Origin of the sequence: Limnohabitans sp. 63ED37-2 (genome assembly GCF_001412535.1) — a bacterium.
Taxonomy (GTDB): Bacteria; Pseudomonadota; Gammaproteobacteria; order Burkholderiales; family Burkholderiaceae_C; genus Limnohabitans_A.
In genome coordinates, this window is the sequence record NZ_CP011774.1 from 1,085,230 (window position 1) to 1,107,890 (window position 22,661).

Genomic DNA, 22,661 nt, shown 5'->3' on the forward strand with positions numbered 1-22,661 from the left:
AATCGGTCGTTGTCAGGCGCTCTTAGGCGCTCAATGGGCCTTGTCGTGGTGCGACATCAGGCGGTCGGCATAGGCAATAGCAATGGCGCTGAGCAAGAAGGCCATGTGGATGATGGTTTGCCACATCAGCACTTTTTCATCGTAGTTGGCGGCGTTGATGAAAGTTTTGAGCAGGTGGATCGAGCTGATGCCGATGATGGCCGTGCCCAGTTTGACCTTGAGCACCGAGGCGTTCACATGGTCCAGCCATTCGGGTTGGTCGGGGTGGCCTTCCAAATTGAGGCGCGAGACAAAGGTTTCGTAGCCGCCCACGATGACCATGATCAGCAAGTTGGAGATCATGACCACATCGATCAGGGCCAGCACGACCAGCATGATCACGGTTTCGTTCAATGAGGTGATGGGGGCGTCGGTTTTATAGCCAATGCTGGTGATCAGGGCCTGCAGGGCGGGTTGACTGCCAAACGCCGCTTCCAACAAATGGACCAGTTCCACCCAAAAATGGAACACATACACGGCTTGGGCCGCAATCAAGCCAATGTACAAAGGCAGTTGCAACCAGCGGCTGGCGAAAATGAAACTGCTCAACGGGCTCAAATTGCTTTTTGTCGGGGGTGTGGGTTTGGACATGGTTTTCCAGTGTGGGAAGTCCGGGACTTCGGGCAAACCCGAATTTTAGGGCTTAGATGGCTGCTTCGAGCTGAAACTTGTGCAAGACTCGCGTCAGTCAGTGCTTTGTAAGAGCGAAAGCCGACATTTGCACCAGTTTTGAAAACGCCCCTGTCCTTGAGGAGACAAACCCGATGAGTTCCACCATTTACCAACCCAGCGCAGACTTCGTTAAAAACGCCAACGTCTCCGGCCTGGCCGCCTACGAGGCCCTGTGCAAGGAAGCCGAAACCGATTACCAGGGCTATTGGGGCCGTCTGGCCAAAGAGCTGATCACTTGGAAGACCCCTTTCACCAAAGTGCTCGACGAGTCCAATGCGCCATTCTTCAAGTGGTTCGAAGACGGCACCTTGAACGCTTCTTACAACTGCCTTGACCGCAACGTTGAAAAAGGCCTGGGCGACAAGACCGCCATCATCTTCGAAGCCGATGGCGGCGAAGTGACCAAGGTCACTTACAGCCAGTTGCTGGCCAAGACCTGCCAATACGCCAATGCCCTGAAGAGCTTGGGCATCAAAAAGGGTGACCGTGTGGTCATCTACATCTCCATGTCCATCGAAGGCGTGGCCGCCATGCAGGCCTGCGCCCGCATTGGCGCGACCCACTCGGTGGTATTCGGTGGTTTCTCGGCCCAGTCCCTGCGTGACCGCATCGAAGACACAGGCGCTGTCGCCGTGATCACCGCCGATAACCAGGTGCGCGGCGGCAAGCTGCTGCCCCTCAAATCCATCGTGGACGAGGCCATCAACTTGGGCGGCTGCGGCTCCATCCAGAACGTGCTGGTGGTCAAGCGCTCAGGCGCTGACATCGCCATGACCGCTGGCCGCGACTTGTGGATGGCCGAGCTGGCCGACCAGCAAGCCACCACCTGCGAGCCCGAGTGGGTCGGTGCCGAGCACCCCTTGTTCTTACTCTACACCTCCGGCTCCACCGGCAAACCCAAAGGTGTGCAGCACAGCACAGGCGGCTACCTGCTGCACGCCGCACTGACCACCAAGTGGACCTTCGACCTGAAGGCCGACGACGTGTTCTGGTGCACGGCCGACATCGGCTGGGTCACCGGCCACACCTACATCACCTATGGCCCCTTGGCCTTGGGCGGCACCGAGATCGTGTTCGAGGGCGTGCCCACTTATCCTGATGCTGGCCGCTTCTGGAAGATGATCCAGGACCACAAGGTCTCGATCTTCTACACCGCGCCCACCGCCATCCGCTCGCTCATCAAAGCCGCGGAAGCCAACGACGCTGTGCACCCCAAGAGCTACAACTTGAGCAGCCTGCGCTTGCTGGGTTCGGTCGGCGAGCCGATCAACCCCGCCGCGTGGGAGTGGTACCACCAGCATGTCGGCGGCGGCAATTGTCCCATTGTGGACACTTTCTGGCAAACCGAAACCGGTGGCCACATGATCACGCCCTTGCCTGGCGTGACCCCCATGGTGCCAGGTTCTTGCACACTGCCGTTCCCCGGCATCCAAGCGGCCATCGTGGACGAAACCGGTAAAGACATGCCCAACGGCCAAGGCGGCATTTTGGTTGTGAAGAAGCCATGGCCTTCGATGATCCGCACCATTTGGGGCGACCCTGAGCGCTTCAAGAAGAGCTACTACCCAGAAGACTTCAAGGGCAAGTACTACTTGGCAGGCGACGGCTCGATCCGTGACGAGAAAACCGGTTACTTCACCATCACCGGCCGCATCGACGACGTGCTGAACGTCTCAGGTCACCGCATGGGCACGATGGAAATCGAATCGGCCTTGGTCAGCTGCACCGAGCTGGTGGCCGAAGCCGCTGTGGTGGGCCGTCCAGACGACACCACTGGCGAAGCCATTTGCGCCTTCGTGGTGCTCAAGCGCTCTTTGCCCAACACCGAAGAAGGCAAGGCGATTGCCAAGCAGTTGCGCGACCACATCGCCAAGGAAATTGGCCCGATCGCCAAGCCCAAGGACATCCGCTTTGGTGAGAACTTGCCCAAGACCCGTTCGGGCAAGATCATGCGTCGCTTGCTGCGTTCGCTGGCCAAAGGCGAGGAGATCACACAAGACATCTCCACGCTGGAGAACCCCGCCATCCTGGGGCAGCTGGGTCAGGCTTACTGATCTTGAGACCTGTCTGCAGCGGGCATCTGACCGCTGCATGCGATGCAAAACAAAAGGCAGCCTCGGCTGCCTTTTGTCATGCTGCAGGGGCGTGTCAGGTTTTCATGGCCAAGCCCAAACGCTCGATGGTCGCTTTCTCGGACTGGAACGTGTCGCGGATGAACTTGGTGTATTCCTCGGTGCCCATGTAGATCACCGACTGGTCGTACTTGTCAAAGCTGGCCAGTACGGCCGGGTCTTGCAGCGTGCTCCTGAAGGCGTCGTGCAGGCGTTTGACCACGGCCGGGTCCATGCCCTTGGGGCCGCCAATGCCAAAGGGGGAGTCGGACACGGTGTCGAAACCGAGTTCGTTGAGCGTGGGCACGTTGGGCCAGCGCTTGGTGCGTTTGCTGCCGTAGGTGGCCAGCAGGCGCATGGTGCCCGCCTCGACCTGCGGGGCCCAACCGGTGGCGTCGCTGTGCGACATGACATGGCCACCCAACACCGCTTGTACGCCATCGGCGCTGCCTTTGAAAGGGACATGGGTGACGTCGATCTTGGCTTTGCTGGCGAATTCAGCAAAGGCCAGGTGCGGTGTGGTGCCGTTGCCCGTGGAGCCGTAGGTGAATTTGCCCGGGTTGGCTTTGGCAAATGCCACCAAGTCGGCAATGGAACGGATGGGGGAGTCGGACCGCACCACCACACCAAAGGTGTAGCCCGTGAGGCAGGCGATGTAGGTGAAGTCTTTGAGCGGGTCGAACTGCATCTTCTGCATGTGCGGCAAACGCGCGACGCCGATGGTGATTTGCGACAGGGTGTAGCCGTCTGGCTGGGCACGCACCAGCTCGTTGGGGCCCAGCATGCCGCTGGCGCCCGGTTTGTTTTCGATGACCACTTGAACACCCAAGGCCTTGGTGGCGCTTTCGGCCAAAGCACGCATCACCGCATCGGTGGAGCCGCCTGCAGGCCATGGGCAAATGAGTTTGATGGGCTTGGTCGGAAAAGCCTGGGCTTGCGCCAGAGTGGGAAATGCCACCGTGACTGCGGCGGCGGCGGATGCCTGAACAAATGTGCGTCGTGACGTGCCTTGGGTTTTCACACCGGTCTCCTGTTTGAATGCGATGTGAGCATTCCAAAGGAAGCAGCGTGACCTGACAAGAGGGCAAACCTGAGCCCAGGCCCGGGCGAGGTCGCTTTCGCGACTGTGCCTCAGTCACCCTTGACCACGCCCTCGCGCCGGGGGTCGGCCCCGCCAAACCAGCCGTTGGGGGTGCGTTCGATCGCCTGCAGGCCGCTGGTCATCTCCATATCTCGCACCTCATGGCCACGCGCTTTGAGCGCGTCCACGGTGCTGCTGTTGAAACGTTGGGCTTCGAGCATGGTTGGGCCCCCCAGCGAGCCGAAGTTGGGCAGGTCAATCGCCTGCTGCGCGTTCAGTCCCCAGTGCAGCGTGCCGGTGAGCAGCTTGGCGGTGTAGTGGATGATGGCGGCGCCCCCCGGGCTGCCGCCGCTCATGAGCAGTTGGCCTGTGGTTTTGTCGAATACCAAAGTGGGTGACATGGATGAGCGGGGACGCTTGCCCGGCTCGACCCGGTTGGCGATGGAGCGGCCCTGGGCATCGGCAGGGGCCAGGCTGAAATCGGTCAACTCGTTGTTGAGCAAAAAGCCGCCGGGGCGAGACGGGTCGGTGGTCACCATGCGGCGCGAGCCAAAGGCGGCTTCGATGGTGGTGGTCATGGCCACCGCACGGCCTTGGGCATCGACCACGCTGATGTGGCTGGTGCCGTATTCGGTTTGTGTGGGCATGGGCGCGAAGCTGGTGGTTTGGCCACCGGGTTGGCCCGCTGGGGCTGATTTCATGGCCTGTGCACCGATCAGCTGGCTGCGTTCACGCAAGTAGCCCAGTGCCAGCAGGCTGCGCCAGTTGCCAGCAGGCGCTTGCACAAAGTCAGGGTCGGCCACAAATTGCGCCCGGTCGGCAAAGGCCAGGCGAGAGGCCTCGGTGTACCGGTGCAAAAAGTCGGGCGAGGGCAGGCCAGCGGTCAGTTCGGGGCCTTCGGCTGCAGTATTGCCCAGCATGCCCAAAATCTGGCCGATGGCGATATGGCCCGAAGACGGTGGAGGAAAGCCACAGAGGCGGTAGGCCCGCGCTGAAGCGGTGTGGTCAAAACACAGGGCTTCGCGCATGCGGGGCTGGTAGCTGGCCAGGTCTTGCAGACTCAGGGTGCCGGGGCGTGGGGCTTGTGCGGTCCGGGCCACCATGGCTTGGGCCACGGGCCCTTCGTGCAGGGCGCGGCTGCCCTGGGCCGCGATGAGGCGCAGCACATGCGCGTATTCGGGGTTGCGCAGCACATGGCCCACAGGCCAGGCCTGCCCATCGGCTTGGTAGAAAAAGCGCAGGGCCAGCGGGTCTTTTTTGAGCAGCGCGTCGGCGTTCAGCAAGGCGTGCAAACGGGGGCTGACCCGAAAGCCTTGCTCGGCCAGGGTGATGGCGGGCTGCAGCAGCTGCGCCCAAGGCAGGCTGCCGTGTTGGCGGTGTGCTGCTTCGAGCATGCGCACCGCGCCGGGCACGCCCACCGAATGCCCGCTTTGCACCGCCTCTGGAAACGGCAGCGGCTTGCCTTGGTCCATGAACATGTCTGCGCGGGCGCCCGCGGGGGCAGTTTCGCGCCCGTCGTGGGCCGTGACCTTTTGGCCATCAAAGTGCAACAAAAACGCACCACCGCCAATGCCGCTGGACTGCGGCTCCACCAGGCCCAGCACCATCTGCACGGCAATGGCGGCATCGAGCGCTGAGCCGCCTGCACGCAAGACCTGGTGGCCCGCGTCGGTGGCCAGTGGGTTGGCGGCGGCCACCGCCTGGCGCGTGAAAGCCCAGCCGGGTTTGGCCGTGTTGCCACTGGCCGCTTCGGGCTGGATGGCCAGATCGGGCACGCTGTAGCGCCAATTGTTGGCGGGGGGCTGTGTGGTGCAGCCGCTCAACAATGCCAGCAGGGTCAGGCTCAAAGGCAGGTGTGTGTTCATGGGTTCTTTCTTGGGTGAACAGCCGCATGCAGGGGCTCGATGGTGGCAGTGGGGCGTTTGAATGGACGCCCAGTCCAGCTCAGGGTGTGCGCCATGGTTGATTTTGCAATGCCGCCTTCAGTTGCGGCAAGAGCCTCTGGGCTTCACGCTCGCCCGATTGCCGGGCCATTCGGAAAAAAGCGGTGGTGGGTCGCGTGGCAAAACCCATGTCGGGGTGGATCACAAAATCGGCGTGTTGCAGTTCCGGGTCGATGCGGTCACGTCTGCGGGCTTCGCGTTCCAGGCGGGTGGCAGATGTGCCCTCGGGGGCGCTGCCCGGTCGGGCGGTCACGTCGACGGCGATCACAAACCGGGCCCCGGCCTGGCGGGCTGCGCGAACGGCAACAGGCAAGGATTCGTCACCGTCTTCGTATTCCACACCTCGAATGCCCACGGGCGAAAAGACGCGGTGAACGGCGCTGGAGGCACGAACCGCTACCCCCACATTGCCTGCGCTGAAAAACACCGGCTGTTTGTCTGGCAGGCGAGTGGCCACGGCAATGAATTTGCGCGGCATGTCTTCGATGTTGCTGTGGTTCAAGCCCTTGTTCACATAATCTTGCAGGCGTTGCCCGTGAATCCAGCCTCGGTCGGCGAAAACGGAAAAATCAAACACCGTGAGTGGGCCGCCCGTTTGAGACAAGTCATCCAAAGCTTGGGCCGAGTAGCCCTGTGCCCAAAATGAACCGAGCAAGGCGCCCACGCTGGAGCCAACCACCAGGTCCACAGGGATGCCCGCGTCTTCAAGTACCCGCATCACGCCAATGTGGGCATAACCGCGTGGGCCGCCGCTGCCGAGCACCAGTGCCACACGCGGTGAGGGTGTCATGGCGGGCACGGCGCTCATGGCCACGGGGCTGTTGGGCTGATCGTGGTTGAACTGGGCACAGGCCGTGACGGCCCCTGTGGCGATGAGCAGGGCGGCCAACGCCCAGCGGCGGCCTGGATCAGTTTTCATGCATTTTGGGGGTGGGTGCTGAGGGGGCTGGGCTGGCCTGGGCTTTTGCTGGCGTGGGCCCTTGGGTCAGGGCGGTGTGCATCATGCCCATCAAATAGGGTTCGGCCTGCGCTGGCACGCCGGGCGTGAGCACGAGGTGCTGCATGACGTTGGACTGCTGGATGCTGGCCATGCCGTGCAGGGCCGACCAGATGAAGAGGGCTTGCAGCTCCGCTTGGGCCAACAGGGCCAGCATGTCGCTTTGTGGGGCGCTGGCGCGTTGTTGCAAGTGCCGCAGCAAGTGGTTTCGCAACAAGTCAAAAGCATGCACCGCATGGCGCACCAGTTCGGGATGGGCCGCTGGTTCGGGCCATGGGGTGCCAAACATCAGGCGGTATTCAAGGGGATGCTGAGCGGCGTAGCGCATGTAGGCTTCGCCCATGCCCAGCAGCGCATCCGAGGTGTGCGCTTGGGACGCTTGGTCCAGATGGTTGGCGAAATCCTCAAAGCAGCGCTGCATGATGGCCGCGAGCAAGTGGTCGCGGCTGGGGTAGTGCCGGTAGGGGGCTTGGTGTGAAACCCCCAGTTTGCGGGCGACATCACGCAGGCTCAAGCCCTCAATTCCTTGTTCCGCAATCACTTCGCGGGCCGCTTGAATGCAGGCTTCTTTCAGATCCAAGTCGTGGAAGGTTTTGACCATGTTGTCTGAAAAGTAGACGGATGTTGACAATGTCAACAGTCTAAGCGACACTGGTAGACGGTGTCAACTTGCGGAGATGTGATGTCATTGATGGAGACGGTGCAAAGCTTGGCGCAATCGGCCATGGGCTGGCCCGAACTGAGCGCGGCGCAAAAAACCTTGTGTGTTTATGGGCTGGTGATGGTGGCCTTGCTGCTGCCGATTTATGCCCTGTCGTGGTTCGATCTGCGCACGCTGCGCGAGGTGGGCATTTGGGCCAAACCCATGAAGTTCATGGCAGGCACGGCGCTGTTTGCCTTGACCACGGTGTGGCTGAGCACCTGGGTGCCTGGCCAGGTGGGGCATGACCCCAGCTTTCCGTGGATCGCGACATTGATCATCGTCACCTCCTTGTTTGAGGTGGTCTACATCACCGTCCAAGCGGCCAAAGGCGAAGGCTCTCACTACAACACCACGGACCCACTGCGGGCCATGATGTTTGGGCTGATGGCGCTGGCGGCGGTGGGTTTGGTGGCATCCCAAGCTTGGCTGGCGTGGGTGATCTGGAAAGCCTTGGGGTCCGCGGTGCTCACGCCCACCACTTTGGCGGTGCTTTGTGGTTTGGTCTTGACCTTTGCGCTGTCCACAGTGAGTGGCTTCATGTTGGGGGGCAAGCAGCCGCCTGCTGGTGTGGGCTGGCCGGTGGTGGGGTGGCACACTTGGCAAGACCTGCGGCCCGCGCATTTTTTGGCGGTCCATGCCCAACAATTCATCCCACTGGCGGGTTTGCTGGCCGAACGGCTGATGGGCCAGGCCGCCATACCTGGGGTGATCGCTTTCACGCTCAGTTATTTGGCGGCATGGGTCGCCTTGAGTGTGATGGGTATGGCAGGCTGAGCCCCATGGCCCATGGCCATTGACTGCTCGAATCACCGGCCCATTTGGGGGCCGGTGGGTCAAATCACTTCGGTGCCAAGCGAATCGCGCCGTCCAATCGGATCACTTCGCCGTTGAGCATGTCGTTTTCGATGATGTGTTTGGCCAATTTGGCGTAGTCCTGCGGGGTGCCCAAGCGGCTGGGGAAGGGCACGCCTGCGGCCAGCGCGTCTTGCACTTCTTGCGGCATGCCAAAGAGCATGGGGGTGCCGAAAATGCCGGGGGCAATCGTCATGTTGCGGATGCCGTTGCGGGCCAGGTCGCGGGCAATGGGCAAGGTCATGCCCACCACGCCACCTTTGGATGCGGCATAAGCGGCTTGGCCGATCTGACCGTCGTAGGCCGCCACGCTGGCGGTGGAAATCAGCACGCCACGCTCGCCTGTGGCCTCGGGCTCGTTTTTGCACATGGCTTCCGAGGCCAGGCGGATCATGTTGAAGGTGCCGACCAGGTTGACCATGATGGTCTTGGTGTAGACGGCCAGGCTGTGTGCGCCGTTTTTACCCACCGTCTTTTCGGCCGGGGCGATACCTGCGCAGTTGACCAAGCCCATGAGTTTGCCCATTGATACGGCTTGGGCCACCACGGCTTGGCCGTCGGCCTCGTTGCTCACGTCGCATTTGAGAAAGGCGCCGCCCAGTTCTTTGGCAATCGCTTCGCCTTTTTCGGCCTGCATGTCGGCGATCACGACCTTGCCGCCGTTGGCCGCCAGCATGCGTGCTGTGCCTTCGCCCAAGCCCGATGCGCCGCCGGTGACGATGAAAACTTTGCCTTGAATGTCCATGTTTCGCTCCTGAATGTGGTTGACGTTACGTCAACGTCAATTATGCCCTTTGGCCATCAGCTGCCAAAGGCCAGCCCGCCTGCCAAAGTGGGGACGGGATGAGGCTAGGCCTGTGCCCAATCCCAGGTTTTTCTGCAAACGCGGTACGCGGGTACCGGTTTGGATGGATGTGCACGGGGCTTCTGGTTCTCTAGCATGGGGGCAGGCTCGGGTGCATCGCCCGGTTGGCATTAGGACAGGAGAACCGCATGGCTTCAGAGCTCTCATGGGACATGAAGGAGACGGCTTTGGTGCGCACCGACGACAACTGGCGTCGGGCTTGCACCTTATTGGCCACGGCCGACATCCGGGTCGGGGGTGGCAGGCCTTGGGACATGCGGGTGCACCACCCAGCCACCTTTGACCGCATCCTGACGCGGGGCAGCTTGGGCTTGGGTGAGAGCTACATGGACGGCTGGTGGGACTGCGACCAGGTGGATGAACTGATCACCCGCATCTTGCGTGCGAGGCTGGACGAGCGGGTGGGTCGGGTGGGGTGGTTGTGGGCGTCACTCAAGGCGCGGCTGACCAATTTGCAATCGCCGCACCGGGCTTGGCAAGTGGGGGAAGAGCATTACGACTTGGGCAACGATTTGTACGAAGCCATGCTGGACCCGTCTATGGCCTACAGCTGCGGCTATTGGTCTACGGCCCAAACCCTGGCGCAGGCGCAAGAGGCCAAGCTGGATTTGATTTGCCAAAAGTTGCAACTGCGACCCGGCATGACGCTGCTGGACATCGGTTGCGGCTGGGGCAGTTTGATGCTGTTTGCCGCCCAGCATTACCGGGTGCAGTGTGTGGGGCTGACGGTGTCCAAAGCACAAGCCCGGCTGGGCGCAGACAAGGCGGGAGATTTGCCTGTGTGTTTTGAGCTGGCCGATTACCGACAGTTCAACCCGCAGGGCGAGCAGCGCTTTGACCGCATCGCCTCGGTCGGCATGTCGAGCATGTGGGCCACAAAAACTACCGCGCCTACTTTGACATGGCCCGGCGTTGCCTGCGCGACGACGGTTTGTTTTTACTGCACACCATTGGCAAAAACAGGGCCGGGGCAGGGATCGACCCGTGGATCGAAAAATACATTTTCCCCAACGGGACGTTGCCCTCGGCTTCGGAGATGGCGTTTTACAGCGAGGACCAGTTTGTCATGGAGGACTGGCACAACTTGGGTGAGGACTACGACAAGACCCTCATGGCCTGGCATGCGCGTTTTGAGGCGGCGTGGCCTGCGCTCAAAGACCGTTATGGCGAGCACTTTTACCGCATGTGGCGCTATTACCTGCTGTGCTGTGCAGGCACTTTCAGGGCCCGCGACAACCAGCTGTGGCAGGTGGTGCTGTCACCCAGTGGCCAGGCGGGGGGCTACCGCAGGCCGTTGCTGTGAGGGGCTGGCATCGCACCGCCTGACCCCAATCCATTCAGTCGCACCCAATCGTGCTCCAATGCGCGGGTTCCATATTTCGCTTTGCGCCCAGCCCCTATGCCCAGCCCTTCGCCCGCTCGCACGTCTTTTCCCGTCGCCCAAATCTGGCCTCTGTCGGCCCGGTGGTTTTTGGTCTTAGGAGCGCTCAGCGCTTGCGCCAGCGTGGTGTTCAGTGCCGCCTTCGCGCATTTGCCGGTGCTTGCCGGGGGCGTGCCCACGGCGGTGCAAACCGCTTTGAGCCAGCAGCAATTCCATTCGCTGGGTTTGCTGTTCACGGGGCTGGCGATTCGGGTCTGCGGGCCGTCGCGTTGGTTGCAGGCTGCGGGCTGGCTCATGCTGGTCGGTTTGCTTTTGTTCAGTTTCAACCTCTATGCCCGGCATGTCTTGGCATGGGATGCCTTGCGCGCCCTGGTGCCGTGGGGTGGTGCGGCGTGGATATTGGCTTGGCTGGCTTTGGCCGTGGGTTTGGTGCAGGGAAGTGGGAGATTCAATCGACAGCCTTGAGTTGAAAGCTTTTTCCTATGGGGCTGATAGAAACTACTCATGAGTGGAAACCCTAGGACGCATTATGATTGCGACCAATGAGTTTTCTCATTTGATAGTTTTTTTAAACCAACCCAAGGAAATGACCATGTCCTCTTTGATCAATACCCAAGTCCAGCCTTTCAAGACCCAGGCCTTCCACAATGGCAAATTCGTGCAAGTGTCCAACGAAACCCTCAAGGGCGAGTGGTCTGTGCTGATTTTCATGCCCGCAGCCTTCACCTTCAACTGCCCCACTGAAATCGAAGACGCGGCCGACAACTACGCAGCTTTCCAAGCCGCTGGTGCCGAGGTCTACATCGTGACCACCGACACCCACTTCTCGCACAAGGTGTGGCACGAGACTTCGCCTGCAGTGGGCAAGGCCAAGTTCCCATTGGTTGGCGACCCAACACACCAGCTGACACGCGCTTTTGGCGTGCACATTGAAGAAGAAGGTCTGGCATTGCGCGGCACCTTCATCATCAACCCCGAAGGCATGATCAAGACTGCCGAAGTGCACTCCAACGAGATCGCACGCGATGTGTCCGAGACCCTGCGCAAGCTCAAAGCCGCTCAGTACACCGCCGCCAACCCTGGCCAAGTGTGCCCCGCCAAGTGGAAAGAAGGTGCCAAGACTTTGGCCCCTTCCATCGACCTGGTCGGCAAGATCTAATTCTTGACCTCTACGCCCTGTATCGCAGGGCGTTGAGCACAGCACATCCGGGCCACAAGCTGGGCGTGTGCTGTCCTCAACGATTTCCCCCAACCCCCCTCTGTCCGAGGCCCCGTCAAAAGCGTGGGCCTGGGATGAATGCAGCCTGAAACCGGAGAACACCATGCTCGACGACACCCTCAAAGCCCAATTGCAGCAATACCTTGCCCTGTTGCGCCAGCCGATTCGCCTGATCGCTTCGCTGGACGACAGCGAGACCGGCGGCGACATGAAAAACCTGTTGGAAACCATCGTGGGTCTGTCCGACAAGGTGACGCTGGACACAACGGGTGACGATGCCCGTAAGCCATCATTTGTGGTGGCGCGTGAAGGCCAAAGCACCGGTGTGCGCTTTGCCGGTTTGCCGCTGGGCCACGAGTTCACATCGCTGGTGTTGGCCTTGCTCTGGACCGGTGGTCATCCCCCGAAGGTCGAGCAAGACGTGATCGACAGCATCAAGGCCCTGGATGGCGACTTCAATTTCGAGGTCTACATGTCGCTCAGCTGCCACAACTGCCCCGACGTGGTGCAGGCGCTGTCGCTCATGGCCATCGTGAACCCGAATGTGAAGACCGTGGTCATCGAAGGCGGCGCCTTCCAGGCCGAAGTCGAAGCACGCCAGATCATGGCCGTGCCCATGGTGTTCCTGAACGGTCAGGTGTTCGGTTCGGGCCGCATGTCGGTCGAAGAAATCGTGGCCAAGATCGACACCAACGCCGGTGAACGCGACGCGGCCAAGCTGACCGCCAAAGACCCCTTTGACGTGTTGATCGTGGGCGGTGGCCCGGCCGGTGCTGCAGCTGCCGTGTACGCGGCCCGTAAAGGCATTCGTGTGGGCGTGGCGGCTGAGCGTTTTGGCGGCCAGACCAACGACACCATGGCCATCGAGAATTACATCTCGGTGCTGGAGACCGACGGTCCCAAGTTTGCGGCGGCTCTGGAAGCACAAGTGCGCCACTACGAGGTGGACATCATGAACTTGCAGCGTGCCGACAAGATCATTCCCGCCAGCCAGCCCGGTGGCCTGATCGAAGTGCAGATGGCCAATGGTGCCAGCCTCAAGGCCCGCTCGGTCATCCTGTCCACCGGCGCCCGCTGGCGCAATGTCAACGTGCCCGGCGAAGCCGAGTACAAAAACAAGGGCGTGGCTTACTGCCCGCACTGCGACGGCCCCTTGTTCAAGGGCAAGCGCACCGCCGTGATTGGCGGCGGCAACTCCGGCATCGAAGCGGCAATCGACCTGGCCGGCATCGTGGCCCACGTCACGGTGTTTGAATTTGCCGACCAGCTCAAGGCCGACGCAGTCTTGGTGAGCAAGCTCAAGAGTCTGCCCAACGTCACGATCCACACCAACGCCCAAACCACCGAAATCACCGGTGCCGACGGCAAGGTCAATGGCATTCGTTACAAAGACCGCATCACGGGTGATGACCACTGGGTGGAGCTCGAAGGCGTGTTCGTGCAAATTGGTCTGGTGCCCAACACCGAGTTCCTCAAAGGCACCTTGGAGTTGAGCAAATTTGGCGAGATCGTGGTGGACGCCAAAGGCCACACCAATGTGCCCGGCGTGTTTGCAGCCGGTGACTGCACCACCGTGCCTTACAAGCAGATCGTCATTGCCGCAGGCGAGGGCGCCAAAGCCGCCTTGAGCGCTTTTGACCACCTGATCCGTTTGCCTGCTTTGCCGGTGAATGACACCACAACAACCGCGCACGCAGAAGCCGTTTAAGCCGACGGTTTTCAATCCCCAAGGAGCGCTGTGATGACGTGTTTTGTGATCGACCCCACCGCTAAAACCATCACCCCCGTCCCTTGGGACGGTGGGCTGGATGCGATCCGTCAGCTCATCGGTTTTGAAACCATCGACAGCGACGAGATCGATGCGAGTGGTGACCGTTTGTTTTTCGACGAAAAATGCTTCATCCGCCAGACCCCGGGTGTTGGCCGATTTCAGCTCGACAGCCTGGCCCCGGTGGCCGGGGTGGGCGTGGTGGTGGGGGCTGGGGTGTCTGCCCCGCAAGTGACCCTTCAGGCCTTGCAGGGGCGGGTCAAGTTTTTGTGAACGGCTACGGCTGCAGCGGGGCTTTCCCGTTGGGTCTTGAGAAATTCACGCCCGGCATGCTTGCCGGGTTTTTATTTGGTCAGGATCAATTTGCCGTGCCGCGTGGTTTGCAGGCGATAGATTTCGCCCAAGTGGCGAATGAACACCAGGGCCTGCTCGCCCAAGAGGTCATGGCTGTCCAGCGTGCGCGGACGGGTTGACCGGCTTGCGCTGCGGTTGTCAGTCGGCACCGACACGGGCGTTTCTGGCGCGATGGTCGATTTGGCGGGGTCGGTCGGCGCAGTCTCAGGCGGTTTCAAGGTCATGGTTTTTGGCCCTCGGTCACAAAACCTATTTTTGTCAGCCCCGCACGCTGCGCAGCGCTCATGGCTTGGGCCACATGTTCATAAGCGACTTTTTTGTCGCCCCGGATGTAGAGCTGGGGTTGCGGGTCTTTGCCCGCGTGTTCGCGCAGCGCATCCTCCAGCGCGTCAGCCGCTACAGGCTGTTGGCCTAAAAAGAACTGGCCCCGGCTGTCCACGGTCAGTTGAAGGTTTTCGGGCGGTGTTTTTTCTTGGCTGCTGGGGGTGCGAGGCAGTTCCACCTTGACTGCGTGTTGCACCACCGGGATGGTGATGATGAAGATGATGAGCAGCACCAGCATGACGTCCACCAGGGGCGTCATGTTGATCTCGTTCATCACGTCGTCGTTGTTGTCGTTGATGTCAAAGGACATGCGGATTTCCTTAGGGGCGGGTCAGGTGCTCAGTGGCCCACATGCGCTGCAGCAAGGTGGGGAGGGAGATGGGCCTGCGCCGACGGGCTCACGCGGGCACCGGTCACGTAATAGGCGTGCAGGTCATGCGCAAAACGGTTCATGCGGGCGATGATGAATTTATTGCCACGCACCAGGGCGTTGTAGCCCAGCACCGCCGGAATGGCCACGGCCAGGCCCAGCGCGGTCATGATCAGGGTTTCGCCAATCGGGCCGGCCACCGCGTCGATGCTGGCGTTGCCGGTGGCGCCGATAGCCACCAGCGCGTGGTAGATGCCCCAGACGGTGCCAAACAAACCCACGAACGGGGCGGTGGAGCCCATCGACGCCAGGATGGCCAGGCCGTTTTGCAGGCGGCTGGTGTGGTCGTCAATGCAGTTGCGCAGGCTGCGCGTGACCCAGTCGCTCACGTCCAGACGGTCATGCAACTGTTTTTGTGCCGCCTGGTGGTGTTCTGTGGCCTCTTGCCCCACTTGGGCCAGCGTGTGGAACATGTTGTCCGGGCGGTGGCTGAGCACGGCCAAGCCTTCGGCCAGACTGGTGGTGTGCCAGAACTGTTCGCTGCTCAAGGCACTTTGTTTGTGTTTCCACACGTCCAGCGCCTTGAGCACGATGACGACCCAGCTGGTGACCGACATGCCAATCAGGGTGATGAGGATCAGGCGGGTGACGGCGTCCCCTTGGGTCCAGATGTGGGCGAGGCCAAATGATTCGGGCATGAAAAAACTCCTGTGAATGGGATCGGGCAAAAAAATGGTGAGCAGTTGGGCCGGTGGGGCGAATCAGTCCAGCACAAAGCGGATGGGCACGTTGAACCACATGGCCTCGGGCGCGCCGTTGCGTTGGCCGGGCACAAAGTGCCAGCGCTGCACGGTGGAAAGGGCTGTCTCATCCAGGCGCAAGTAACCACTGGATGTTCGGATTTCGGCCTTTTCGGCGCGGCCATCGGGCGTGATCAAGACGCGAATGATGACGGTGCCTTGCTCGCCCAAGCGTTTGCTTTGGCGCGGGTAGGGCGGTGCCGGGTTGTTCAGGTAGTTGGCGTCGGTGGACGGCAGCACCACGGCTGCTGCTGTGGCGTTGTTGGCAGGGCGCTGGTTGCCGGCCTGCGGTGCGGCAGGTGTGGCCGGGGCAGGCGCACCGCTTGGCACGATGGGCGCGGCATCGCTGGGGGCCGCAGGTGACAGCACAGGCGTGGGTTGCAGGGGAGGGCTGATGGGCTTGGCCTGAGGCTGCTGCTCGGGGTCTGGTTTGGTTTTGGCTTTGGCTTGGATTTGGGGTTTCGCCGGTTCAGGCTTGGGTGCGACGGGGGCGGGGGCATCCATGACCATGCTGGCCATGATCACCTTGTCGCGTGCGCCTGCGGGGACCACGCTGGTCAATAAACCGCTGCCAAGCATGCACGCCACGCCAACGTGGCCCAGCATCACCACACCGGTCACGCGCCAGGTGCGGCTTGGATGAGTGTGGTGGGGCCGATGCATCGGTACTTCTAAATGGGCTGCTTGCATAAAGTGGCTCAATGGAAATCAAGGGGCGTCAAACGTGCTGCAGAGGCCACAAGCGGTCTCTGTCGATGTCGTGAAGGTCCGCACAACCGGTCAGGGCCATGGTGGCTTCGAACTCATCGCGCATCAGGCGCAGCACATGCGCGGCGCCGCGGGCACCCGCATGGGCCAGGCCATACAGGGCGGGGCGGCCAATCAGCGCGGCATCGGCCCCCAAGGCCAGTGCTTTGAACAAATCGGTGCCGCGCCGAATGCCGCCATCCACCAGCACCAGCGCTTGCGGGTGGTGTTGGCGAACGGCTTGCACGATGCCCGGCAGCAACTCGGCAGTGGCCGGCAGGGTGTCGAGCACGCGGCCGCCGTGGTTGCTCACGATCACACCTGCTGCGCCCAGATTCAGTGCTTGCACAGCGTCTTGCGGGTGGGTGATGCCCTTGAGCAGCACGGGCAGGCGGGTCTGGCCCATGAGCCACTGCACATCGGCCCAAGTGGGGGCGGCATCGGCCAAGCCCCCGGACAGGCCTGTGCGGGGTTTTTTAGGGGGGGCTGAGTTCGGCCAATGCGCCGCCTTCACGCCTTCGGGCAAAGGCATGCCATGGCGGCGTTCGCGGTCTCGCACGCCCTGCACCGGGGCATCCACGGTGAGCACCAGGGCTTCAAAACCAGCGGCTTCAACCTGTGCCAACAGCTCGCGCAGGGCACCCCGGTCGGCCAGCCAGTACAGCTGAAACCACAAGGGGCCACGTTCGGCGTCGGACGCCACCAGAGCCGCCACGTCGTGCAAAGGCGTGCTGGTCTGGTGCGACAGCACCATGCCGCAGCCTTGCGCGGCAGCGGCCAAAGCCATGCCCGATTCGCCCTCTGGGTGCGCCCAGCGTTGGTAAGCCATGGGGGCCACCAGCAGCGGCATGGGCCATTTGCGGCCCAACAAGCGGCCACTTGTGTGGCCACCGCGCAGGTCTTGCAACACGCGGGGCAACAAACCCAGACTTTGCCAAGCGGCCACGTTGTGGCGCAGCGTGATTTCGTCTGCTGCACCGCCGCTGAAATAGGCCCAAGCCGCCTCGCTCAGCGCCGCTTGTGCGGCGCGTTCGTGGTCTTGCAGGTTGACGATGGGCTGGGTCATGGTGTATGCGGGTTGCGGGTTCAAAGGGCAGATCAGGTGTTGGCCCACTGGCGCAGCAGCTGGTGATAAACCCCGGTCAAAGCCGTGGTCTCGGGCGTTTCGCCGTGTTGTTCGCGCAGCTTGAGCAGGTTCATGTCCAGATCGAACAGAATGCGGCGCTGCTCGTCGCTTCGCACCATGCTTTCGACCCAGAAAAAGCAAGCCAGGCGCTGCCCGCGTGTGACGGGCGTGACCTCGTGCAAGGTGTTGCCGGGGTACAGCACCGCGTGGCCTGCGGGCAGCTTGACGCGGTGCACCGTGCTTTGGTCTTGCGCACTCAGCTCGCCGCCTTCGTAATCATCGGGGTCGTTCAAAAAGACGGTGCACGACAGGTCGCAGCGCACGCGCTCGCCGTCGGCACGCAGTCGAATCGCGTTGTCAATGTGCCAGCCGTAATGCGGAAATTCAGGCGTGTAGCGGTTGATGCGGGGTGTGAAAACCTTCAAAGGCAAGGCCGCTGAAAAGAAGGTGCTCGACTGGTCCAGCCCACCGAGCACCCATTGGCGAATTTGCGCGGCCACCGGGTGTTGGTGCGGCAGTTGCAGGTTGTCTTTGACCGTGCGGGCTTGCTTGCCCGCACTCTCCCGACCGTCCGCCCAGTCCGATTCGGGCAGGGCCAGCAACAGGTTGCGGGCCTGGCGCACGGTGTCCGCTGTGAGCAATTCGGGCAGGAAACGGATCATGTGGGTGGCGTCCTCAGAATTTGTAGGACGCGGTGATTTGCGTCAAACGGCCTGCACCCGGGATGTAGTGACCGGGGTACAACTGGTCGGCATACAGCTTGTTGGTGACGTTGCTCACATTGGCTTTGAAGCTCAGGGCATCGCTGTAGGTGTATTCGGCCATCAGGTCACCGACCACAAATGAGCGCACTTCAAACTCGGACCGTGTCGGGGTCTGGCGGCCACGGAACGTGACGCCACCGCCCACACGCCATTGGCTGCTGACTTGGTAAGTGGTCCAAGCGCTGCCGCTGTGCACCGGGGTCAGGGCCGGGCGATCGCCCACGCGTTCACCTGCAGCGCCTTGGCTGCATGCGCCTGTGGCAGGGCAGGGTGCTGCCTTGCTGACTTTGGCGTCCGGCATCCAGGTGAAGGAGCCAAACACTTCCCATTTCGGTGTCAAGCGACCGGCCACATCGATTTCCAGGCCCGAGGCATAACGGCTGCCCGTCAGCGTGACCACGGGCAACAAGGGGTCGGTGTTGCGCTCGTTTTTCTTGGTGGCGCGGAACAGGGCCAGACGGGTGGTGAAACGTTTGTCGGCCGAGTCGAGTTTGGCCCCCAACTCCCAGTTTTCCGATTGCTCGGGCGGCGTGTCCGCGTTGGCGGCGCCCAGCGAGTAGGTGTCGCCTGAGGTGTTGAACGACGTGCCATAAGACAAGTGGAAGGACTGCAAATCGCTCGGCTGGAACAGCACGCCTGCACGTTGGCTCCACTCGCCGACCTTCATGCGGTAGCGGGTTTTGGCACCGTTGTCGGTGGCATTCGTGGGGTTGCCGAACTGGTCGTAGTCACCTTTGAGGCTGTCGTAGCGCAAGCCGCCCAGCACTTTCCACTGGGGTGCCACTTGCACCAGGTCTTGCAGGTACGCGCCCCAGCCGGTGCTGCTGTACTGGTTGTTCACACGCAGCACGCGGGTGCTTTCGTCGCGCCATGCCCCATCGTTCGGTGTGCCGATTGTGGTGCTGGGTTTGGTGAGGTTCACACCGCCTTGGGCACCGGCTGTGCGGGCGGCATACACGGTTTTGTCTTCGGTGGCCAGATCGAAGCCGGCCAGCAGTTCGTGTTTCAAGCCCAGTGCCTGAAACTTCTTGCTGAAGTCACTTTGCACATGGAGCGTGTCCATGTCCTGGATTTTCAGGTTGGTGCCGCGGTTGATGACCGTGTTGGGGCCAAGGGTGGCCAAACTGACGGCTTGGCCCCCAGGTTGGCTGGCGGCGTTGGCAAACCGCACGGTGCCAGCCCTTTGATCGCGTTCGTACTGCCCCTTGCGGATTTGCGTTTTCAGCTCGCTGTCGGCCGAAAAGCGGTGCGTATGACTGGCCGTCAAATGTGTGGCGCTGCCCGCGTTGTAGTCGCTCGCCATGCCGTAATAGGCCGTGGGGTCCAGCGGCAAGATGGTGGCTTCCAGCGGAGAGGACGTGGTGCTTGGGCGAATCCAGGGCATGCCGTAGTTCATGCCGTTTTGGTTGTTCAGGTGGTACAGCCCAACTTGGAACTCGTCCTTCTCGCCAATACCCCAGCGGTAAGCCCCAGCGATGCCTTCCTTGTCGAGTGAGCTGCCTGAGCCGTTGTTGTCGGCTTGGGTTTTCATCACATTCAGGCGCAGCGCGGCGCTCTCCCCCGTTTGTTGGTTGAAATCGCCCACCAGTCGCACATGCTTGTGCGAGCCCAAGGTCAAGTCCACTTGGTTTTCGTCCATCAGGCGCGGGGTTTTGCTGACTTGGTTGACTGCGCCGCCCGTGGAGCCACGGCCAAACAGCATCGAGGCCGAGCCGCGCAGCACTTCAAGGCGGTCCAGGTTGAAGGTGTCGCGCTCATAAAAAGCCGGGTCGCGCACGCTGTCGACAAACACATCGCCTGTGGCTTGCAACGAAAAACCGCGCAGACGGATGTCTTCTTCGCCACCTTCGGCTGCTAAAAAACTGATGCCAGCAGTGTTCTTCAATGCTTCTTTGAAGGTGTCCAGGTTGCGGTCATCGATCAGTTTTTCGGTCACCACGGTCACCGATTGCGGAATGTCGCGCAGTGCTTGTTTGCCTTTGCCGATGCGGGTTTCGGTGGTCCGAACGCTGTTCTTGCCTTCGGCGATGTCGGCTTCAGCCTTGTCCTTGACCGTCACGGTTGTGAGGGTCTTTTCTTCGGGCTGGGTTTGTGCCATGGCGGCAGGCGTGGCCGAGAGCGAACCGGCCAGCATCATGGTGGCCAGGGGCAACAATTTGGCCGGGGGCTGCGTGTTTTGGGTGTGTTTGTATCTTTGAGTCATGGTGATGCGAGTCATTGAGAGTGGGGACATGGCAAAACGAGGTTTGCCGCTTCGTTCAATGGCTGGCTATCACCCCCGGAGCGTTGTCCGGCGTGAATGGCTGGCTGTTTAAGTTGCACCTGCCTGGTTTCAGCGGACTGAAATCAGGCAGGGCTTTGGGTGATGTCGCGCTTTACTTGAAGCCCACGCGGTCCAGCATCTGCTGCACCTTGATCTGGTTCATGCCCACGGCACTGATCGGGATCAGCTCGCTTTTGAAGCTGCCGCCTGTCATGGCTTTGAGGGCCGGGTTGTCAAAGCTCACGCCTTTGGCCGCGGGCCACTCGTTGTTGCCATTGGCAAAGTGGTTTTGCGCAGCCGGGCTGGCCAGGTATTCCAGGAACTTGACCGCGTTGTCGGTGTTTTTGGCATGGCGGGCCACGGCACCACCGGCCACGTTCACATGCGTGCCCCAAGAGTTTTGGTTAGGGAAGACCACACCGATTTTTTCGGTCACCGCTTTGTCGGCCGGGTTGCTCGACCGCATCATCCGGGCCAGGTAATAGGTGTTGGTCACCGCCACGCCGCATTCACCCGAGGCCACGCCCTTGATCTGGTCGGTGTCACCGCCTTTGGGGCTGCGGGCCATGTTGTCCACCAGACCTTTGAGCCAGACTTCGGTTTTTTGTGGACCCAGGTGCTCGGTCATGGCGCCAAACAGGCTCAGGTTGTAAGGGTGCGAGCCGCTGCGTATGCAAAGATGGCCCTTGAACTTGGCATCGGCCAGCTTCTCGTAGCTGTCCACATCGGTTTTGCTGAACTTGAGTTTGTCGTACACGATCACACGCGCCCGTGTGGACAGGCCAAACCAAGCGGTGCCGCCGTTGTCCGCCGTTTTGGCACGCAAGTTGGCGGGAATGGCTTCCTCGAGTTTGGCCGATTTGATGGGCAAGAAGAGACCATCGACTTCGGCACGCCACAAACGGGCGGCGTCCACCAGCAAAATCACATCAGCGGGGGAGGCTGCACCTTCGGCTTTCAGGCGGGCGAGAATACCGGCATCATCGGCATCGACGCGGTTGATCTTGATGCCGGTGGCTTTGGTGAAGTCGCTGTACATGACTTCGTCGGTCGGGTAGTGGCGGGCCGAGTAGATGTTCAGCACTTTGTCTTGCGCCATGGCCGATGCGGCGCTCAGGAGGCAGACGATGCTCAACAAAGATGGGGACAGGGTCATGGTTTCTTTCGGTCGACTGGGTTAGATGGTGAGAGTTTAAACCAAATGCGAATAGTTATCAATAAGATTTGAGGAATACATGCATCAAGTGCAAGGGATAAGTCGAGGGCTTGGCGGCAAATCCGCAGAACCATCCAGGCTAGTGGGCGGTTTTCAGCGTGCTGTGCAGTGGCTCGGCTTGATAATGATCGGGGTGGTCTTGACGGCCTGCGGCAGTTTGCAGCCCACCAAGCCCCAAGAACCCGAGCTGCCGCCCACGGCCGAGCGGCGTGAGCTGCGGCTGGGTTTGGCGCTCGGAGGCGGTGCGGCGCGGGGCTTTGCGCATGTGGGTGTGATCCAGGTGTTGGAGGAGGCCGGACTCAGACCTGCTCATTTGGCGGGGACGTCGGCAGGGAGTTTGGTCGCTGCCCTGTACGCCAGTGGCAAAACACCCGCTGAATTGGTGCGGGTGGCCGAGTCCATGCAAGAGGCCGAGATCACCGACTGGATGCTGCCCATTTTGAACCGGGGCGCTTTGCGTGGTGAAGCCCTGGCCAAGTACGTCAATACCCAAGTGGGCGGCAAAACCCTGGAACAAATGCAAATCCCGTTGGGGATCGTGGCCACCGATTTGGGCAGCGGCCAGGCCATCACCTTCCGCCGCGGCAACACTGGGGCGGCCGTGCGGGCCTCGAGTGCCGTGCCGGCTGTGTTCCAGCCGGTGCGCCTGGGCGACCGTGAGTACGTGGACGGGGGGCTGGTCTCTCCAGTGCCAGTGCGACAGACCCGCGAGATGGGGGCCAACTTTGTGATTGCCGTGGACATTTCCAGCGATCCAGAGGGCAACCCGTATGGCGACGCTTTTCAGGTTCTGATGCAAACCTTTGCCATCATGGGCAAAAGCATCAACACCCTGGCACTCAAAGAGGCCGATGTGGTGATACGGCCTGCTTTGTCGGGTGTCAAAAGCGCTGATTTCAGTGCCCGTATGCGTGCGATAGAAGCTGGTCGTGTGGCGATGCGGGCGGCTTTGCCCGCCTTGAAGGCACGGATGGCCCAGTTTGAAGAGGGGCGATGACCCAGCGCCGGTGAAGGCGATGGACCTGTGGGTGGATTGGTGCACCTCGCGGTTCACGCTGACTATAAA

Annotated in this window: 21 protein-coding genes and 1 pseudogene; 8 read left to right on the forward strand and 14 right to left on the reverse strand. The window is 61.4% G+C overall.

Translation table 11 applies throughout. The features are described 5' to 3' along the window. Nucleotides 1-30: 30 nt before the first annotated feature. Complete coding sequence (locus L63ED372_RS05225; RefSeq protein ID WP_062404074.1) at nucleotides 31-630, reverse strand: TIGR00645 family protein; 600 nt, start codon at nucleotides 628-630, stop codon at nucleotides 31-33. 173 nt (nucleotides 631-803) lie between these two features. On the opposite strand from L63ED372_RS05225, the gene acs reads away from it, so the two are divergent. Continuing rightward, a complete protein-coding gene (gene acs / locus L63ED372_RS05230) occupies nucleotides 804-2,765 on the forward strand; it encodes an acetate--CoA ligase (RefSeq protein WP_062404076.1) in 1,962 nt (653 codons plus the stop codon). Nucleotides 2,766-2,859: 94 nt separating this feature from the next. On the opposite strand, the gene L63ED372_RS05235 is transcribed toward acs, so the two are convergent. From L63ED372_RS05235 to L63ED372_RS05250, 4 genes are all read right to left on the reverse strand, one after another. Continuing rightward, a complete protein-coding gene (locus L63ED372_RS05235) occupies nucleotides 2,860-3,843 on the reverse strand; it encodes a tripartite tricarboxylate transporter substrate binding protein (RefSeq protein ID WP_062404078.1) in 984 nt (327 codons plus the stop codon). Between the two features lie 110 nt (nucleotides 3,844-3,953). Continuing rightward, the gene (locus tag L63ED372_RS05240) at nucleotides 3,954-5,768 is read right to left on the reverse strand and encodes a gamma-glutamyltransferase family protein (protein WP_062404080.1); all 1,815 of its coding nucleotides are present in this window, start codon (nucleotides 5,766-5,768) and stop codon (nucleotides 3,954-3,956) included. Nucleotides 5,769-5,847: 79 nt separating this feature from the next. Continuing rightward, nucleotides 5,848-6,765 carry a patatin-like phospholipase family protein gene (locus L63ED372_RS05245; RefSeq protein WP_062404082.1) on the reverse strand — a complete coding sequence of 306 codons (918 nt, stop codon included), beginning with the start codon at nucleotides 6,763-6,765 and terminating at the stop codon, nucleotides 5,848-5,850. Beyond that, nucleotides 6,755-7,444 (reverse strand): TetR/AcrR family transcriptional regulator, encoded by a 690-nt coding sequence (locus tag L63ED372_RS05250; RefSeq protein WP_062404084.1) that lies wholly within the window; start codon nucleotides 7,442-7,444, stop codon nucleotides 6,755-6,757. The genes L63ED372_RS05245 and L63ED372_RS05250 overlap by 11 nt, the downstream gene beginning before the upstream one ends. Nucleotides 7,445-7,525: 81 nt before the next feature. Here L63ED372_RS05250 and L63ED372_RS05255 point away from each other — a divergent pair, with 81 nt between their 5' ends. Then, on the forward strand, nucleotides 7,526-8,320 hold the full coding sequence (locus L63ED372_RS05255) for a hypothetical protein (RefSeq protein WP_062404087.1): 795 nt from the start codon (nucleotides 7,526-7,528) through the stop codon (nucleotides 8,318-8,320). A gap of 64 nt (nucleotides 8,321-8,384) precedes the next feature. On the opposite strand, the gene L63ED372_RS05260 is transcribed toward L63ED372_RS05255, so the two are convergent. Then, nucleotides 8,385-9,143, reverse strand: a complete 759-nt coding sequence (locus L63ED372_RS05260) for a 3-hydroxyacyl-CoA dehydrogenase (protein WP_062404089.1) — start codon at nucleotides 9,141-9,143, stop codon at nucleotides 8,385-8,387. Nucleotides 9,144-9,589: 446 nt separating this feature from the next. Between L63ED372_RS05260 and cfa the strand changes: the two are divergent. The 5 genes and pseudogenes from cfa to L63ED372_RS05285 all read left to right on the forward strand — a co-directional run bounded on the left by cfa (nucleotide 9,590) and on the right by L63ED372_RS05285 (nucleotide 13,904). Then, nucleotides 9,590-10,566: pseudogene (gene cfa, locus L63ED372_RS05265) on the forward strand (cyclopropane fatty acyl phospholipid synthase). A gap of 96 nt (nucleotides 10,567-10,662) precedes the next feature. Next, the gene (locus L63ED372_RS05270; protein ID WP_062404091.1) at nucleotides 10,663-11,109 is read left to right on the forward strand and encodes a DUF423 domain-containing protein; all 447 of its coding nucleotides are present in this window, start codon (nucleotides 10,663-10,665) and stop codon (nucleotides 11,107-11,109) included. Between the two features lie 127 nt (nucleotides 11,110-11,236). Next, nucleotides 11,237-11,803 (forward strand): alkyl hydroperoxide reductase subunit C, encoded by a 567-nt coding sequence (gene ahpC / locus L63ED372_RS05275; protein ID WP_062407661.1) that lies wholly within the window; start codon nucleotides 11,237-11,239, stop codon nucleotides 11,801-11,803. A gap of 163 nt (nucleotides 11,804-11,966) precedes the next feature. After that, nucleotides 11,967-13,571 carry an alkyl hydroperoxide reductase subunit F gene (gene ahpF, locus L63ED372_RS05280; RefSeq protein WP_062404093.1) on the forward strand — a complete coding sequence of 535 codons (1,605 nt, stop codon included), beginning with the start codon at nucleotides 11,967-11,969 and terminating at the stop codon, nucleotides 13,569-13,571. Nucleotides 13,572-13,604: 33 nt separating this feature from the next. Next, nucleotides 13,605-13,904: a hypothetical protein gene (locus L63ED372_RS05285; protein WP_062404094.1), complete on the forward strand. Its 300-nt coding sequence runs from the start codon at nucleotides 13,605-13,607 to the stop codon at nucleotides 13,902-13,904. Nucleotides 13,905-13,975: 71 nt separating this feature from the next. Here the strand turns inward: L63ED372_RS05285 and hemP are convergent, their stop codons facing one another. From hemP to L63ED372_RS05325, 8 genes are all read right to left on the reverse strand, one after another. Further along, on the reverse strand, nucleotides 13,976-14,209 hold the full coding sequence (gene hemP / locus L63ED372_RS05290) for a hemin uptake protein HemP (protein ID WP_062404097.1): 234 nt from the start codon (nucleotides 14,207-14,209) through the stop codon (nucleotides 13,976-13,978). Then, complete coding sequence (locus L63ED372_RS05295; protein ID WP_062404099.1) at nucleotides 14,206-14,619, reverse strand: ExbD/TolR family protein; 414 nt, start codon at nucleotides 14,617-14,619, stop codon at nucleotides 14,206-14,208. The genes hemP and L63ED372_RS05295 overlap by 4 nt, the downstream gene beginning before the upstream one ends. A gap of 29 nt (nucleotides 14,620-14,648) precedes the next feature. Continuing rightward, complete coding sequence (locus L63ED372_RS05300; RefSeq protein ID WP_062404101.1) at nucleotides 14,649-15,377, reverse strand: MotA/TolQ/ExbB proton channel family protein; 729 nt, start codon at nucleotides 15,375-15,377, stop codon at nucleotides 14,649-14,651. Nucleotides 15,378-15,440: 63 nt separating this feature from the next. Beyond that, nucleotides 15,441-16,142: an energy transducer TonB gene (locus L63ED372_RS05305; protein WP_062404103.1), complete on the reverse strand. Its 702-nt coding sequence runs from the start codon at nucleotides 16,140-16,142 to the stop codon at nucleotides 15,441-15,443. A gap of 55 nt (nucleotides 16,143-16,197) precedes the next feature. Beyond that, nucleotides 16,198-17,292, reverse strand: a complete 1,095-nt coding sequence (locus L63ED372_RS05310) for an alpha-hydroxy acid oxidase (RefSeq protein ID WP_062407663.1) — start codon at nucleotides 17,290-17,292, stop codon at nucleotides 16,198-16,200. A 32-nt stretch (nucleotides 17,293-17,324) separates the two neighbouring features. Next, the gene (locus L63ED372_RS05315) at nucleotides 17,325-18,014 is read right to left on the reverse strand and encodes a Fe2+-dependent dioxygenase (protein WP_062404105.1); all 690 of its coding nucleotides are present in this window, start codon (nucleotides 18,012-18,014) and stop codon (nucleotides 17,325-17,327) included. 13 nt (nucleotides 18,015-18,027) lie between these two features. Continuing rightward, nucleotides 18,028-20,319, reverse strand: a complete 2,292-nt coding sequence (locus L63ED372_RS05320; RefSeq protein WP_082431767.1) for a TonB-dependent receptor — start codon at nucleotides 20,317-20,319, stop codon at nucleotides 18,028-18,030. A 172-nt stretch (nucleotides 20,320-20,491) separates the two neighbouring features. Continuing rightward, the gene (locus L63ED372_RS05325) at nucleotides 20,492-21,535 is read right to left on the reverse strand and encodes an extracellular solute-binding protein (protein ID WP_062404107.1); all 1,044 of its coding nucleotides are present in this window, start codon (nucleotides 21,533-21,535) and stop codon (nucleotides 20,492-20,494) included. 184 nt (nucleotides 21,536-21,719) lie between these two features. On the opposite strand from L63ED372_RS05325, the gene L63ED372_RS05330 reads away from it, so the two are divergent. After that, nucleotides 21,720-22,592 (forward strand): patatin-like phospholipase family protein, encoded by an 873-nt coding sequence (locus tag L63ED372_RS05330; RefSeq protein ID WP_062404109.1) that lies wholly within the window; start codon nucleotides 21,720-21,722, stop codon nucleotides 22,590-22,592. Nucleotides 22,593-22,661 lie beyond the last annotated feature (69 nt).

Coding starts and splice junctions, on each gene's coding strand:
- ahpF (WP_062404093.1), top strand. CDS start 11,967: ATGCTCGACGACACCCTCAAAGCCCAATTGCAGCAATACCTTGCCCTG.
- L63ED372_RS05295 (WP_062404099.1), bottom strand. CDS start 14,619: ATGTCCTTTGACATCAACGACAACAACGACGACGTGATGAACGAGATC.
- L63ED372_RS05325 (WP_062404107.1), bottom strand. CDS start 21,535: ATGACCCTGTCCCCATCTTTGTTGAGCATCGTCTGCCTCCTGAGCGCC.
- L63ED372_RS05255 (WP_062404087.1), top strand. CDS start 7,526: ATGTCATTGATGGAGACGGTGCAAAGCTTGGCGCAATCGGCCATGGGC.
- acs (WP_062404076.1), top strand. CDS start 804: ATGAGTTCCACCATTTACCAACCCAGCGCAGACTTCGTTAAAAACGCC.
- L63ED372_RS05250 (WP_062404084.1), bottom strand. CDS start 7,444: ATGGTCAAAACCTTCCACGACTTGGATCTGAAAGAAGCCTGCATTCAA.
- L63ED372_RS05260 (WP_062404089.1), bottom strand. CDS start 9,143: ATGGACATTCAAGGCAAAGTTTTCATCGTCACCGGCGGCGCATCGGGC.
- L63ED372_RS05315 (WP_062404105.1), bottom strand. CDS start 18,014: ATGATCCGTTTCCTGCCCGAATTGCTCACAGCGGACACCGTGCGCCAG.
- L63ED372_RS05305 (WP_062404103.1), bottom strand. CDS start 16,142: ATGCATCGGCCCCACCACACTCATCCAAGCCGCACCTGGCGCGTGACC.
- L63ED372_RS05320 (WP_082431767.1), bottom strand. CDS start 20,319: ATGACTCAAAGATACAAACACACCCAAAACACGCAGCCCCCGGCCAAA.
- L63ED372_RS05245 (WP_062404082.1), bottom strand. CDS start 6,765: ATGAAAACTGATCCAGGCCGCCGCTGGGCGTTGGCCGCCCTGCTCATC.
- ahpC (WP_062407661.1), top strand. CDS start 11,237: ATGTCCTCTTTGATCAATACCCAAGTCCAGCCTTTCAAGACCCAGGCC.
- L63ED372_RS05300 (WP_062404101.1), bottom strand. CDS start 15,377: ATGCCCGAATCATTTGGCCTCGCCCACATCTGGACCCAAGGGGACGCC.
- L63ED372_RS05310 (WP_062407663.1), bottom strand. CDS start 17,292: ATGACCCAGCCCATCGTCAACCTGCAAGACCACGAACGCGCCGCACAA.
- L63ED372_RS05240 (WP_062404080.1), bottom strand. CDS start 5,768: ATGAACACACACCTGCCTTTGAGCCTGACCCTGCTGGCATTGTTGAGC.
- L63ED372_RS05270 (WP_062404091.1), top strand. CDS start 10,663: ATGCCCAGCCCTTCGCCCGCTCGCACGTCTTTTCCCGTCGCCCAAATC.
- L63ED372_RS05285 (WP_062404094.1), top strand. CDS start 13,605: ATGACGTGTTTTGTGATCGACCCCACCGCTAAAACCATCACCCCCGTC.
- L63ED372_RS05225 (WP_062404074.1), bottom strand. CDS start 630: ATGTCCAAACCCACACCCCCGACAAAAAGCAATTTGAGCCCGTTGAGC.
- L63ED372_RS05330 (WP_062404109.1), top strand. CDS start 21,720: ATGATCGGGGTGGTCTTGACGGCCTGCGGCAGTTTGCAGCCCACCAAG.
- hemP (WP_062404097.1), bottom strand. CDS start 14,209: ATGACCTTGAAACCGCCTGAGACTGCGCCGACCGACCCCGCCAAATCG.